Annotated in this window: 11 protein-coding genes and 3 pseudogenes; 2 read left to right on the top strand and 12 right to left on the bottom strand. The window is 59.4% G+C overall.

The window, feature by feature from the left end:
* Positions 1 to 102: 102 nt before the first annotated feature.
* The 8 genes and pseudogenes from ACS5Q1_RS41095 to ACS5Q1_RS41060 form a co-directional block, all read right to left on the bottom strand.
* A pseudogene (locus ACS5Q1_RS41095) lies at positions 103 to 887 on the bottom strand (aminotransferase class III-fold pyridoxal phosphate-dependent enzyme); the annotation flags it as partial.
* Between the two features lie 38 nt (positions 888 to 925).
* Positions 926 to 1804 (bottom strand): 4-hydroxy-tetrahydrodipicolinate synthase, encoded by an 879-nt coding sequence (gene dapA / locus ACS5Q1_RS41090; protein WP_473103632.1) that lies wholly within the window; start codon positions 1802 to 1804, stop codon positions 926 to 928.
* A 50-nt stretch (positions 1805 to 1854) separates the two neighbouring features.
* Positions 1855 to 3270, bottom strand: coding sequence for an aldehyde dehydrogenase family protein (locus ACS5Q1_RS41085; RefSeq protein ID WP_473103633.1), 1416 nt, complete (start codon positions 3268 to 3270; stop codon positions 1855 to 1857).
* Positions 3270 to 4331: a homoserine dehydrogenase gene (locus tag ACS5Q1_RS41080; protein WP_473103631.1), complete on the bottom strand. Its 1062-nt coding sequence runs from the start codon at positions 4329 to 4331 to the stop codon at positions 3270 to 3272. The genes ACS5Q1_RS41085 and ACS5Q1_RS41080 overlap by 1 nt, the downstream gene beginning before the upstream one ends.
* 336 nt (positions 4332 to 4667) lie before the next feature.
* Positions 4668 to 5114 (bottom strand): annotated as a pseudogene (locus ACS5Q1_RS41075) (GNAT family N-acetyltransferase); the annotation flags it as partial.
* A gap of 156 nt (positions 5115 to 5270) precedes the next feature.
* A complete protein-coding gene (locus ACS5Q1_RS41070; protein ID WP_473103630.1) occupies positions 5271 to 5912 on the bottom strand; it encodes a GntR family transcriptional regulator in 642 nt (213 codons plus the stop codon).
* Between the two features lie 146 nt (positions 5913 to 6058).
* Positions 6059 to 7429 (bottom strand): aspartate aminotransferase family protein, encoded by a 1371-nt coding sequence (locus ACS5Q1_RS41065; RefSeq protein WP_473103629.1) that lies wholly within the window; start codon positions 7427 to 7429, stop codon positions 6059 to 6061.
* A gap of 8 nt (positions 7430 to 7437) precedes the next feature.
* Positions 7438 to 8502 carry a phosphotransferase gene (locus ACS5Q1_RS41060; RefSeq protein ID WP_473103628.1) on the bottom strand — a complete coding sequence of 355 codons (1065 nt, stop codon included), beginning with the start codon at positions 8500 to 8502 and terminating at the stop codon, positions 7438 to 7440.
* Positions 8503 to 9071: 569 nt separating this feature from the next.
* On the opposite strand from ACS5Q1_RS41060, the gene ACS5Q1_RS41055 reads away from it, so the two are divergent.
* Together ACS5Q1_RS41055 and ACS5Q1_RS41050 are read left to right on the top strand one after the other, a co-directional pair.
* Positions 9072 to 9761, top strand: a complete 690-nt coding sequence (locus ACS5Q1_RS41055) for a haloacid dehalogenase type II (RefSeq protein WP_473103627.1) — start codon at positions 9072 to 9074, stop codon at positions 9759 to 9761.
* Positions 9762 to 9783: 22 nt separating this feature from the next.
* A pseudogene (locus ACS5Q1_RS41050) lies at positions 9784 to 10002 on the top strand (aldehyde dehydrogenase family protein); the annotation flags it as partial.
* A gap of 273 nt (positions 10003 to 10275) precedes the next feature.
* Here ACS5Q1_RS41050 and ACS5Q1_RS41045 read toward each other — a convergent pair.
* From ACS5Q1_RS41045 to argE, 4 genes are all read right to left on the bottom strand, one after another.
* Complete coding sequence (locus ACS5Q1_RS41045) at positions 10276 to 11112, bottom strand: GNAT family N-acetyltransferase (RefSeq protein WP_473103626.1); 837 nt, start codon at positions 11110 to 11112, stop codon at positions 10276 to 10278.
* A 144-nt stretch (positions 11113 to 11256) separates the two neighbouring features.
* Positions 11257 to 11610, bottom strand: coding sequence for a cupin domain-containing protein (locus ACS5Q1_RS41040; protein ID WP_473103625.1), 354 nt, complete (start codon positions 11608 to 11610; stop codon positions 11257 to 11259).
* A gap of 27 nt (positions 11611 to 11637) precedes the next feature.
* Positions 11638 to 12561 (bottom strand): 2-hydroxyacid dehydrogenase, encoded by a 924-nt coding sequence (locus tag ACS5Q1_RS41035; protein WP_473103624.1) that lies wholly within the window; start codon positions 12559 to 12561, stop codon positions 11638 to 11640.
* A gap of 10 nt (positions 12562 to 12571) precedes the next feature.
* A complete protein-coding gene (argE, locus tag ACS5Q1_RS41030) occupies positions 12572 to 13696 on the bottom strand; it encodes an acetylornithine deacetylase (protein WP_473103623.1) in 1125 nt (374 codons plus the stop codon).
* Positions 13697 to 13883: the final 187 nt, after the last annotated feature.

Raw genomic sequence — 13883 nt, 5'->3', positions numbered from 1 at the left:
CCCGAGACAGTGCTATGGCCGGCTGCGCAACCCCGGCCAACTCCGCCGGCCACCCCAGCCGTAGCGCCACGACCGATCATGCACTAACATTGACACCGGACCACCTCGTGGGGGCTGGCCATGACCCTTGGCGATAGTCAGGAGATTAGGAACGATATCAGCTTCGGTACAGACGAAGAGCGGTCCGGTGCGGCCGACTCCGGTAATTACCTCGTCGGTGATGAACAGGATGTCCAGCTCGCTGCAGAGATCGCGCATTGCTTTCATCCAGCCCTTCGGTGACACCAGCAGGTCACTTGAGCCCTGGATCGGTTCGGATAAAATGCCGCCACGCGCTTGGCGCGGTTTCCTCTGCCTTCCGGCGCAGGGCCTGCTTCGAGGCGGCGATAACCGCTTGCGATCGGTGCCCACCGGATTGCGATGGGCACAGTGCGATGGGATCTGTGCTGTCAGTCGTACGGGATGTCGCAACCCGCGTGGAAGGCCGGAAGCGCCGTATGCCCAGCGCCCACGGTCGAGAAACCATGATAGCCCTGTTCGATCGAGATGGACTGGTCTTTCTGCGGTGATCCCTTGGCATAAAAAATAATAGCGGATGAAGCGGACGGTGCTGTAGATCGCATCAGATCCGCCAAGGCTGAAATAGACGTGGTTCAGATCGCCGGGCGCCGGCTCGGCTAGTCCCGCAGCGGGCCGGATTGCCGGCTCCCAGCCAAAGCCGAAATATGCCGTGGAGTAGAGCAATTCCCGCATCTGCCATGCCACGGCCTCGCAGATGCTGGCATGTGACGATAGTCACATTCACGCACCAGAACCCGGCAAAAGCCGTCGATGAGTTGGCGGCCGGTCATTCATATGGTTACGGTTGCGCCGGAGGCCGAGGATAAGGACGCGTTATTCCTTCAACTCCCACTCTCTACTTCCCCTAGTGCAGAATCCCGGCGTGGCGCATCGCATCAGTGATTGCTCTTTGAACAGGTGGGCTGACCCCCACGAGAGGAAGGCGCAAGTCGCCACGGAGTTTACCGAGTTGAGCCAAAGCGAATTTCGCGCCGGCCGGACTAGTCTCGAGGAACAGTGCGTGGTGCAGGGGCATCAATCGATCTTGAAGAGCCAAGGCGGCGGCGTAATCGCCGTTCAGGCATGCTTGCTGAAATTCAGCACACAGCCGGGGAGCAACATTTGCGGTCACGGAGATGCAGCCGTGACCACCATGGGCCATATAACCCAAGGCCGTCCCATCTTCGCCGGTTAGAAGATTAAACTCTTTGCCGCAGGCCATCCGCTCGAGCGACGGACGCAAGAGATTGCCTGTAGCATCCTTGACACCTTTTACGTTCGGGCAATCATTGAAAATGCGGGCGAGCGTTTCGACCTGAATATCGATCACACTTCGCCCCGGAATATTGTAGACGATGATCGGGAGCGATGCCTCGGCGTCGATTGCCTTGAAGTGCTGATAAATCCCCTCTTGTGTAGGCTTGTTATAGTATGGGGACACGATCAACAATCCATCCGCGCCAGCCTCTTGAGCGTGGCGCACGAAGTCGATTGCTTCCTCGGTGCTGTTGGAGCCTGCTCCGGCAATGACGGGAACACGACCTCTGGCAGTTGCGATTGCGATCTCCACGACTTGCTTGTGCTCGGCATGGCTGAGGGTTGGGCTTTCCCCGGTGGTTCCGCAAGGGACAAGCCCAGACGAGCCCTCGGCGATCTGCCATTCAATGAGGCTGCGAAGTGCAGCCTCATCAACTTTCCCATCAGCGAACGGCGTGACGAGCGCGGTGATGGATCCTTTGAACATCGTTAACTCCCGGAAGCACTGATTGGCTGAGATGGAGGAAGCGGCGCCTGTCACCGCTTCAGCCGATTGATGCAGACGACCTTCGGCTGGGTCATGTCTTCGTAGGCGAACCGAACACCTTCCCGTCCCATGCTGCCGTACTTGAAGCCGCCAAAGGGCATCGCGTCGAATCGATAGTCGGACGAGTCATTGATCATGATACCTCCGGCGTCGATTTGGTTGGCGGCATCAAGAGCCCCCTCCAGGTCGTTGGTGAAGATACCAGCGTGGAGGCTGTATTCCGGGCTGTTTGCCAGCTGGATTGCCTCATCCAGTTCGTCGAACTGCTGCAGGATGACAATCGGTGCAAAGACCTCCTCATTCCAGATGTCGCACGCTGCTGGAACGTTCTCCAGGACTGTTGGGAAGTAGAGATTGCCGGAGCGCTTGTGCCCGCAAAGGAGCGTCGCGCCAGCTGTGATTGCGCGCTCGACCATGGTCGCTGCTCGGTCGACCGCCTTCTCCGAAATCATCGGCCCCACGTCAGTATCTGCTTCCATCGGATTGCCGGTCTTGAGCTTGGCAGTCTGAGCCACGAACTCGGTCTTGAACCGCTGATAAATCGGTCGCTGGACCAGAATCCGCTGCGTGCCGATGCAGTTCTGGCCCGCCGCCCAGTAGGCCCCTGATACGCACCCTTCAACAGCCGCGTCAAAATCGCTATTCTCCATGACGATAACCGGTGCATTTCCACCGAGATCCATCGCGAGCTTCTTGATACCGGCACTTTTCGCGATGGCCTCGCCGGTCGCAAAACCACCTGTGAAGGAGATCATCCGAACGTCCTTGGCCGAAACGAGCGCTTTGCCCAGGTCCGCTCCGCCGATAGCTACCGTGATGACTTCGTCCGGCAACCCGCTTTCGAGCAACACTTCCACCAGCTTGATGGCCGAGAGAGGCGTAAGCTCCGAGGGCTTCAGGAGTATCGCATTGCCACCGGCGAGCGCGGGGCCGAGCTTGTGGGCCACGAGATTGAGCGGGTCATTATAAGGCGTGATCGCAGTGACGATGCCCAGCGGCTCCCGGGTGTACCAGCCTTGACGGGATTCCGAGCCGGCATAGGAATCGAAGGGGATCACCTCGCCAGCATTCCGCTTTGCTTCGTCCGCCGAGAGCTTCAACGTATTGACACACCGCGTAGCCTCTTTGCGGGCTTGGGTGATCGTCTTTCCCGCTTCCCGCACGACAAGAAGGGCAAATTCCTCCTTGCGGGCTTCAACGGTCGCTGCCGCCTTTTCAAGAATTGCGGAGCGCTTATGACGGGGCAGGGACCGTGCGATCTGCGCACCACGATTGGCGCGCTCAAGCAGCAGGTTCAAGCTGTCGGCACTGGTCTCAGAGACTGTTCCGACAAAGCTGCCGTCGAAGGGATTGCTGATGATGATCTCGTCTACGGACGTCTTCTTGCTGAGGGCGAGGCTCTGCATCATGCGGCCTCCTTCGTAGCGGTGGCCGCCTGGGCGTTGTGGATGGCGACAATATCGGACAGCAGCGCGTAAGCGGTCTCAATGCGGCCGGCGCCAGGGCCGGTGATAGTGACAGAGCCGAGTAGTTCAGTGTTAAGCGATACTGCATTGGTCGCGCCGTTTACACCGGCGAGTGGATGCTCGAGCGGAAGCTGCTTCGGAGAAACGCTGCCCGTTACCGTCCCGTCGGCATTCCGGACCGCCGATCCGATCAACTTCCAACGGCTGTTTGCTTTTGCCGCTGTTTCGATATCGGAAAGCGAAAGCTTGGAGATGCCCTTGCATGTGACCTCGTCGGGCTTGAGGCTTGCTCCCAACAGCTCGTTTGCCAGGATCACCACCTTGAGGCGAACGTCAAACCCTTCGACATCGGCGGTTGGATCGGCTTCCGCATAGCCGAGCGTCTGGGCTTCCTTGACCGCAGTGGCGAAGTCAAGGCCATCCTCCATACGGCCGAGGACAAAGTTTGAAGTACCGTTCAAGATCCCCTCGAAGCCCTTCACCTCAGCTCCGGCAAGCGTCTTTTCTGCCATGCGGATGACAGGGGTGCCACTCATGACGGAGCCCTCATATTCGAAATGAACGCTCTTTGCCTTTGCAAGAGCCTTCAGTTCCTGCGCAGCGATCGCGACCGGCCCTTTGTTCGTGGTGACGACATGCTTGCCGGACTGCAGGGCCCAGCGGCAGTGCGAAACAGCTGGCTCGCCGTCCTTCGGGTTTGTAAATGTTGCTTCCACGATGATGTCAGCAGGCGCCGTCTTGATGATTGTTTCGTTGTCGGCTTCCGCACTGCCGCCAGAGAGCTGTCCAAACCCGCCTTTTGCGAAGTTCGCTTCAACGAGGGTTTTGGCATCAAGCCCGTTCGGCGAAATAACGGAACCGAGATAGAGGTCGCTGACAGCAACAATGTTCAGGCGGAAGCCGAGGTCTCGTTCCCAGAGCGGATTCTTCGTCGCAATGAGTTCGGCCAAAGCGCGATTAACGCCACCAAACCCGATAAGAGCAATGTTGTAGATTGTCATTGGATCCTCCGGTGAAGCATTCTTCTCCGCAATGATGAGATGCGGATCGCTCAGTCGGAACGGCACAAACAGACCAATCTACCGTGCGTTTTGCTCATAGCGCCGCCGCCTTGCATGGTGGCCCGGGGTTGAAGATTGAGAACACTGAATCGTCACCAGGACGGCAAGCTGCAACATACAATGAAGATGCTATCCCAAGCGAGCATCTGGAGAACGATGCTGCCGCGCCCGGAAAGCCAGAAAGCCGCCCTTCGGTGGTCTGCTAACTGACGCGTGGAAAAAACTGAAATGCACCACCCTCCGCAGACACAGGCGCCGGCTGGGGTGCTTGTATCTTCAGCTCAACGCATGGCCGGCCAAGCCATAGATCCAGGGCTCGTTTTCTTTTCGGTTCAGGAGCCGGCGGCCCTTGGACATGGTCGTATCCGTCTCGGAAACGGCGAGTCGGCACTGCTGCAGAAATTCGGCAAACGCCGCCCTGTCACGCGTGTCGATGCGAGCGAACTGTCCTTCAAGCCCCTTCAGATGCGCGGCTGTGAGTTGGATTGCGTCATGATCATTGCTTGCCACTATCGGGCCGACTACATGGCCGCGCCCGAACTCGCGACACATGGAATAGCCGACAATTTCGTCACCTCGTCGCAAAATAGAAGTTGAAGCATTTCCCGAAAGCAGTGCGAGCAGCTTCCCGCGATGTACGCCGAAGGCCCGCGCGTCGAAAGCGGCGATTTCCTCGAGATTGTTGCTTGAGGGGTCACTTAACTCGCCATTCAAGGGCGGCAGAGTCGCTGCGCCTTCGCCGCAAAGCAGGCTCTGGCGGTGCCGGAGAGGAAACATCCGAGATGGTGCTTGCTCCGCGTCGAACCGGCGGCACCGGCATCCTCAGCGCCGCCCGGCAGGTTATCCTTCCGAGCTATCAAATTCCGCAGGGAGCGCTGGTCAGCGTTGATCGAGCAATTTGATCTGGAGATCTTCCCAGTGCTCCTGGAACGCCTCCCGCGCCGTATCGTAGTGGCGGCTTCTCAAGCTGTTGATGAGCCGCTCGTGTTCTTCCGCCATTTCTTCGGCAGTGGCGTAGAAATCCTGCCGCTGTGCGAGGAGAAGCTCGATCTCGCCCTCGAGGTCTGTATAGGTTCGCTTCAACCGAGCGCTGCCGCTAGCGGCGATAATCGCGCGGTGGAAGTCACGGTCCGCAGCAACCAGCAGGGATCTGTCGGAGGATAGAGTCGACGTGTGCATAACCTCGACCGCCTCCAGCGCCTGAGATGGGATGACGCCGGTTAGCACGATCAGACGAATGGCCTCGCCTTCGATGGCGCCGCGCACGCGTGTGATATCGACAATATCGTCAGGCCCGAATTCGGGCACCACAAAACCTCTGTTCGGTATCTGACGCAGCAGGCCCTGCGTGACGAGCACCTGGGCTGCTGTACGGAATGTGTGCCGCGAGGTCGAATGCTCCTCGCACATCTTCACGTCGCGGAGGAACTCGCCCGGTCCGAAATCTCCCGACAAGATGCGCCGTCGCAAGGCGTGTGTCAGGATTTCCACCGCGCTAGCGGGCAAGGGCTCGACATTCATCTCAAGATCTTCGGCTTGATTCCTGGCGTGCAGCGTCGGCATGGCTTTGGCTTTGCTCGTTGATTTCGTTTGCATACCTACGCCACATGCGGCGGCGTAGGACTAGGGAGATGATATTGTGCCGCCCGGCTGCATGGGGGCGGGTCCTAGATCTGCACGGACCGAAGCGCCTCGTCGACGCCCACGAGCAGACGCGCCGCGTTGGCCGATGTGAAGATGAGCGGGGGCCTGATCTTCAGGATATGCGCGTCCACTCCCGTGGCGGAAATGAGGATGCGCCGGTCGCGCAAGGCATTGACGGCTGCAAGCGCACGGTCCATGTCCGGTGTTTTCCGGTCTCGATCCTTGACGAGTTCGACGCCGAAATAGAGGCCGGCCCCGCGAACATCGCCGACGAATTCATATTTCGTCTGTAGGTCCCGGAGGCCGTCGAGGATTTCGCCGCCGACCTTGGCGGCGTTGTCTAACAGGCCCTCTTCGAGGATCGTGTCGAGCACGGCCCTTGCAGCGGCGATAGCGACGGAGTTGCCGCCAAACGTGTTGAAGTAGCGCATGCTGGATCCGAATTCGGCGACGAGTTCGGGCCGCAGGACCACGCCGGCAACGGGATAGCCGTTGCCCATGGGCTTGCCCATGGTTACGATGTCCGGATCGACCTTGTGACGGGAGTGACCCCAAAAATGGCTGCCGGTCCGCCCGAATCCGGACTGCACCTCGTCGGCGATGAACAGGCCGCCTGCCTTGCGCACCACTTCCGCCACCGGCGCCAATACGTCCGTCGGATCGACGTAGAGACCATCGGAGGAGAAGACAGAGTCCGCGATGAAGGCCGCTAGGCCGCCGCCATGCCGCTCCATGTCGGCGATCTGCCGCGCGACATCCTCCGCCATCCGCCGGCCGATTTCTTCGACTGGCAGGCGATAGGAATCCGGCGCGGCGACCGTGCGAAGATAGGGATCCAGAGCCGACTTCTTGCCGAGCGAAGGCGAGATTGCCGCCACCGCGCCGCTGTTGCCGTGATAGGCTTCGGCCGTGACGATGACGCCGGTCTTGCGTGTGTGGTAACGCGCGATACGCAAGGCGAGATCGTTGGCTTCCGAGCCGGTGCATGTGAACATCGCGCATCCAGTCCGGCCGAGTTCGCCACCGAACGTATTGATCAGGGCTTCGGCATAGTCCAGCAGGGGTTCCTGCATGTAACGCGTGTGGGTACAGAGTAACTCGAGTTGCTTCTGGATTGCCTCGACGACACGCGGATGAGAGTGACCCAGCGATACAACGTTGTTGTAGGCGTCGAGATATTCGTTGCCGTACTTGTCATAGAGGAAGACGCCCTTGGCACGCGAGATCTCAACCGGCGACTTGTAGAAGAGCCGATAAGCAGGCCCGAGCAGCCTTTGCCGCCTGGTGATATGCGCCAGATCTTCACTTGTGAGATGAGACGTGTCCTGAGGATTGAAGCCATTGGGCATGTCGCCACGGAAGCCCTTGAGCAGGGTAGTCGCTTGCTTGGACATTACGGTTCCTATCGTGTCAGAAGATCGGAAATCTGTGCGGTCGAAATCGAGTGGAACCACTCGAGGTGGGCCCAGCCGGCTTCGGTATTGCGCAGGATATAGCGGCTATTCTCGGGGAAAATTTCGGCGCGCCAGCACGTCAGCAGCGCACGGACCGCAAGACGGCCCATTGACAGGAAGGGGATGAGTCGGAGTTCCTCGTCCGTCAGTTCGGCGTGGCGGAGATAGCCGCGCAGAACGTCGCGCGGTTCGTCGAACAGGTCACGCCGGTTCCCATGGTCGAATGTTTTTGGCATCTGATTCATCAACGCCGTGGAGACATCGACGGCGATGGCGGTACGGACTGCATCGCCGAAGTCGATGACGCCGGTCAGGAACTGCGGGCTGGCGTGATCGACGACCAGGTTCGACGTATTGAAGTCGTTGTGGAGCACCTGCCGCCGGCACAGGTCGAGCCTCGGCTTGACTTCGGCAAACCGCTCGAGCGCGCGGACGGTCCAGGCCCGCTTGCCGCCCCCGGGGATGAAGCTCAGCAGATCGGTGAGATCGCGCAGATGGGTGACGTCCCATGCCAGCGCCCGGTCGTCTGCGGGATGCGAGAAATCTGCCATGGAATGACGCAGCTTTGCCAGGATTTCGCCGATCCGTTCGCGCTGTGGGGCTGTGGAAGTTGTCCGGTCGAGCGGAGTACCGGGGAGGAAGGTGATGAGCCGCACCACTCGCCGCTCTCCGGCACTGGTAGTGACGATGGGCAAATCCGCGCCGTCGACGTCGCGAAGTGCACGGGGGATGGGTAGATCAGGGGCACGCTGCTCGAGATGGCGCATCAGGGCGACCTGGAAATCGAGCTCCTCCATCCGCTCAGAAGGATGAGCGATCTTCAGCACAAACTTCCCCCGGGCTGCGCAGTTGAGGAGGAACGTGTCGTCTTTCTCGGTTTCAAAGCGCGTGGCCGAGCCACGCGCGCCGTATAGTCGTTCGGCGATTTCCTCGGCTTCCGCAGCGCCAACGGGGTGGCACGCCTCGGAAAGCTCAGGGACGCGGGCTGGCCCGCACTGATGCTTGTGACTCATCTTCCACTCATTCAGATCCTGCCTCGAGAATGGGCAGCTCGATGACCTCAGTATCTCACATTCCAATTTTTGTACAACAATTTCTTTTTTGACAGACATTTCTTCCCGTTGGGATGGATCTCTTTCTGCCGAATGACGATTGACGACTGCGCAGGCGTTCTGAAGAATTCCTGCAGTAGTATGAGAAGATGTCGAGAATTTTCAGCTACATAGGTGAGCAAGTGGGGTTGCCTAAATAGCGACGTATTCAAGCTGTCGGAAAGCGGCAGAGCGATAGATCTAAAAAAAATTGTTGGACAATCAGTTGCTATCGCCGCAAAGTTATGCCAGTGTGCTCCCACTGGCTGGAATGCAGCAAGCAAGTTGGAGTGCTCCGCCTGGGTCGGATTGGCCCGATATAAAAAAGGCAAAGGAAATGAAGCTGATCAGATACGGACTCTCAAAGGTACGTGCTTCGCTGCCGCATTGCGGTCTGTCGGCGCCGCGACCTCTTTAGACAGGCAGCATGCCCACTACGATGACCTTGGATAGGCACACTGTGCCGTGAAAATTTGGAAGGACTACACGCCATGACTCAATTTAGACCAAAATATGTCACCTTCGACTGCTACGGCACGCTCACCAATTTCGATATGGCCGGTGCTGCGCGACGCGTCTATGGCGAGCGTCTCTCCCCAGAAGCGATGGCCGGCTTTGTCGAGGCCTTTAGAGGCTATCGCCTTGACGAGGTGCTAGGGCCATGGAAACCTTTCCTCGAAGTGGTACACAATTCCATCGAACGCAGTTGCAAACGCATTGGTATCCAGTTCAAACCCGAAGACGCGCAACGCATCTATGACGAAGTGCCAACCTGGGGTCCGCACCCGGACGTCCCGGCTGGCCTGTCCAGGGTGGCCGAGGAAATTCCGCTGGTCATCCTGTCGAACTCCATGAACAGCCTGATCATGTCGAACGTGGAAAAGCTGGGCGCGCCCATCCATATGGTCATCACGGCAGAAGAAGTCGGGGCATACAAACCTCTGATGAAGGGCTTCGAATACATGCTCGACAAGCTCGGCTGCGGGCCCGAAGACATTACTCATGTGTCTTCATCCTTCCGCTACGACCTGATGACCGCCTATGACCTGGGCATCAAGAGCAAGGTCTGGGTCAACCGCGGCCATGAGCCGGCCAATCCCTATTACGAATACACCGAGATCAAGGATATCGGCGGGTTAGCCGCCGCCGTTGGCCTGGAGCCAGCCCTCAAGCGCGCCTGAGAAACTAGCGCTCAGGCGCTGTGAATACGGGCTGGTTTCCTATGTGTTCAGCAGCGACCTCAAACGCGCGCTTGCGGTAACCGGACGGCTGGAAAGCGGCATGGTCGGAATCAACCGAGGCGTGGTCTCCGACGCTGCCGCACCGTTTGGCGGCATGAAGCAGAGCGGCCTCGGCCGTGAGGGCAGCCATCACGGCATGCTCGAATATCTCGAAACAAAATACATCGCCGCAAGCTGGTAGGCATTCGGCGTTTCTGACCGCTTTGTCCTTCTACCGTTATAGACAATCTCGGAACGAGGTCGGAGCCGACTGATGTAACCGTTATCGGCGAGCTCGCAGGCATGTTCAGGCCCGGGGCCCGTCGTTACAAGCCGCTTCGACAATGGTGAGGTGGCGGTCGGTCAGGTTGCGCTGCGCTGCCCCGATCGATGAAATTCGTCGATATCCCCAGCCCCGGTATGCTACCCAATCCGCGATATCGGTGCCCTGATGGCGAGCTCAGGAGATAATCAGTCAGCCGAGAGCCTGGCTTGCCAGAACGAAAGTTCGAACCTCCGGCGATTGCGACTCGCTTATAGCACCCCGAGTCATCGCAACAACTCCGCCCTCGTGAGGCAGCCCCCAGCCTTCGAGCAACGACGAAAGGCCGCTCTGTTCAGGGATGTCGATGCGCACGAAACGGCGTTCCTTCTCCGAGAGGATAAAAGCAATCAAATCCCTCGCCTGGTCGGCGTTTTCTGCCACGACCGGCCCGACGACTTCGCCCATCCCGAAAAACCGCGTGGCCGCGAAGGCGACGATATTGTCACCGTTGCGGATAACGGCAAACGGCCCCTCCTTCGCCAGCCTATCGTAGAGGGCGCCGCGGTCGGCACCGAAAGCCTCCCGATCAAGCGCTTTGAGCGCCGGCAGGGCGTCGGCCCCGATCCACTCAACATTTTCGGGAGCACCAACTCGTCCAGCAACACCCTGGTGGCGGACGATTTGATGCGTCGCAACGAAGCCCAGCTTTTCGTAAAGAGGTAAGCCGTCGCTCGTCGCCGTCAGATGGCATTCCCGATCCCCGGCGAGTTCGATCACGGCGCTGGTCAATTGTCTTCCCAGTCCACGGCCGCGCTGGCTTTCGTCGACAATAATCATGTTGATCGCTGAGCAGGTGTCGCCGAAGGGGGTCAAGAGGGCCGTGCCCACCACCCGGTCGCCCACAAGGGCGACCCGGCCCTCACTCAGCGACCATATCATGGTCCAGTCTTCTCTCCTATGCGGCCAGCCCGCTTCACGTGACAACGCCACGGCGCCGTCCAGGTGGTGAGCCTCGAAGGGCGCGAGGGCGATGGTTTCCGTTTGCATGGCTTGTTCCGTTTCGTTGGCATCTACGCTCACTTTAGCGGCAGGTTGTGCCGGTCTCGCGGTGAGGCGATGAGATCTTCGGCCGCACTGAGGCAACGCCGGTGTGCAAGCTCTTCGTCTGGAGACGGATGGCGGGGCACGTAATTACATCACAGTCACATAGATCTTTCGGACCGTCTCGACCGTGCGCCATGTGCCGGTGAAGCCTGGCTTCATGACAAAACTGTCGCCCGCTTTATAGGTGATGGTCGCACCCTCGTCCGGCGTGATATCCACGACGCCGGCAAGGATATGGCAGAACTCGAAAGTCTCGCCTTTGATCGAGCGAGTAACGCCTGGCGTTGCCTCCCAGACCCCGGTATGAACGAGCCCGTTCCGCGCCACATCCTGGGCCCAGGTCTTGAACAAGGGATCGCCCGAGATCAGCCGCTCAGGAAGCGATTTGGATTCCCGCGGCGCCTCTTTGCTGTTCGGGTCGATGGTCTTGAGAAGGGACATGTTTTCTCCTTTCTGTCCTGCTGTGGTTCAGTAGCCGCGGCCGCGATCGACCAGCCCGATCGGGTCGAGGCCGTCGCGGTGGCGCCTGATATTTTCGATGACCGAACGGGCAGCGGTTTCGGGCTGCGTCACGCTGGCGATGTGGGGCGTGAGCATGATCTTGGGATGCCGCCAGAACGGATGTTCAAAAGGCAAGGGCTCCGGTTCGGTGACGTCGATCACCGCGCCCGACAAGTGCTGCGAGTCGAGCGCATCGAGAAGGGCATCATGATCGAGGTGGGCACCGCGACCTACGTGAATGAGCGCCGCTCCGTGTGGAAGCGCCGAGAAGAGGCGCGCATCGAGAATGCAGCGGGTCTCGTCGGTGAGCGGGAGAAGGCAGACCAGAATGTCAGTCTCCCCAAGAAAGGACGTCAGCGAGTCGAGGCCGTGATAGCAGTTGACGCCGACAATTTGACGTGGAGAGCGGTTCCAGCCGGAGAGCGGAAAGCCGAACGGCCGTAACCGCTCGATAACCGCTTGGCCGAGCGTCCCGAGCCCCAGCACGCCAACCCGGCGGTCTGCTGCTTGCCGGGCAGGCAGGGGTTGCCATTTGCCTTCGGATTGCTGTGCAAGATATTCCTTGAGATTGCGGTGAAGCGACAAAACGGCAAGTGTCACATATTCCTGCATCATGCGCACGATGCCGTCCTCGACCATCCGGACCAGCTTTACCTGCGGTGGGAGAGTCTCGATCTGGAATTGATCGACACCGGCCCCGATCGAAAAGATGATCTCGAGATTTTTGAAGCGGTGGAGATCCGGCGGCGCGGTCCACGTCAGGAGGTAGCGGATATCATCGGGATCGGCTTGCTTGGCATCCATGATGAAGGGGAGGTCGGGCAGCTGTCGGGCGAAGGCCTCGGCGAAGACACGCCCTCTCTCGCGATCGGAATTGAACCAGAAAACCATGAAGAATACCTCAGCTTCGAAGGGTTCTAGCGAGCTGCTCGATCATCGCTTGACACGCAGCCAATTCGTCGACCCGAATGAATTCGTCGGCGCGATGGGCTCGAGCGATATCGCCTGGCCCGCAAATGATCGCGTCGATGCCTGCCGCCTGGTAAAGCCCGGCTTCCGTGCCATAGCTTACGGCGGCAAGCGTCTCGGCACCGGTCAGTTCCTCCATCAGACGGGCAAGCGGCGCATCGGCTGCGAGCGATAGTGCCGGATAAGCGCTCAGAGGATGCCACTCCGTTTGGAACCCTTGTTGCTTAAGCGCATCTACGGCATGCCTGACAGATTCCAGGATATCGGTAGGCGCGACTCCGGTGATCGCACGGGCCTCAATTTCCGCCATAAGGAAGTCCGGTATGATGTTCAGCGCCTGTCCGCCGGAAATGGTACCCACTTGGACCGTCGAATAGGCCGGCTCAAAGCTCGGGTCCAATCTGCTGCCTTGCAGCGCTTCCCCGGTGACAACGGCTGTGAGGAGGACACTGGCGAAGGCATGGATCGCGTTCAAACCTTTATCGGGCCGCGACGAGTGGCCGGAACGTCCACGGATCTCAATTCTTGCAGCAGCCTTGCCCTTGTGGGCACGGATCGCGCGCATGCCACTGGGTTCTCCGATGATCGCGCCTAGCGGCTTGGCGCAGAGCTCGGGCAGCTGGCGGATGAGATGGGGAGCCCCCTTGCAGCCAGCTTCTTCGTCGTAGGAAAGCGCAAAATGGATTGGCCGCGCCAGTTGCATGGTCGCGATCGCTGGGAGTGCGGCCAGTGCTGCCGCAAGAAACCCCTTCATGTCGCTCGCGCCTCTGCCGAAGAGAAAACCTCCATCCGCTCGCAGGCGAAAGGGATCGGATGTCCAGTTCGGTTCCAGCGCCGGAACGACGTCCATGTGTCCGGAAAGTATATAGCCGGATTTATCTCCTGGTCCGATTGTTGCGAATAGGTTTGCGCGGTCGCCTTCCGGCCCCGGCAGAACAGTCACTGGCGCGCCGTAGAGCTCGGCATAGTCTTTGATCCACAAGGCGATGCCATTATTCGGCGTGCCGACGACGGAGGGAAAGCCGACCAACCGGTCGAGTATTTCCGTAGCGTTCATCGCAGGCTCTCCTTGACGTACCTTCTGGGCGATGCCCTCATCTTCAACACTAGCGGCGTATTAAGTGGAGACATGGGGCTGACCTGAGCTGATATTGGGCCCGATCTATACGGCACTGTTTTCTGCCTGTCGGGCAGGAGCGTTTTGAGCGAGCACTGCTATCGCGTCGATTTCAACGAGATAGCCG

Source organism: Microvirga sp. GN3 (assembly GCF_055792825.1).
Note: the sequence above shows the minus strand (reverse complement) of the source record. Positions and strands in the feature narration are given on the sequence as shown.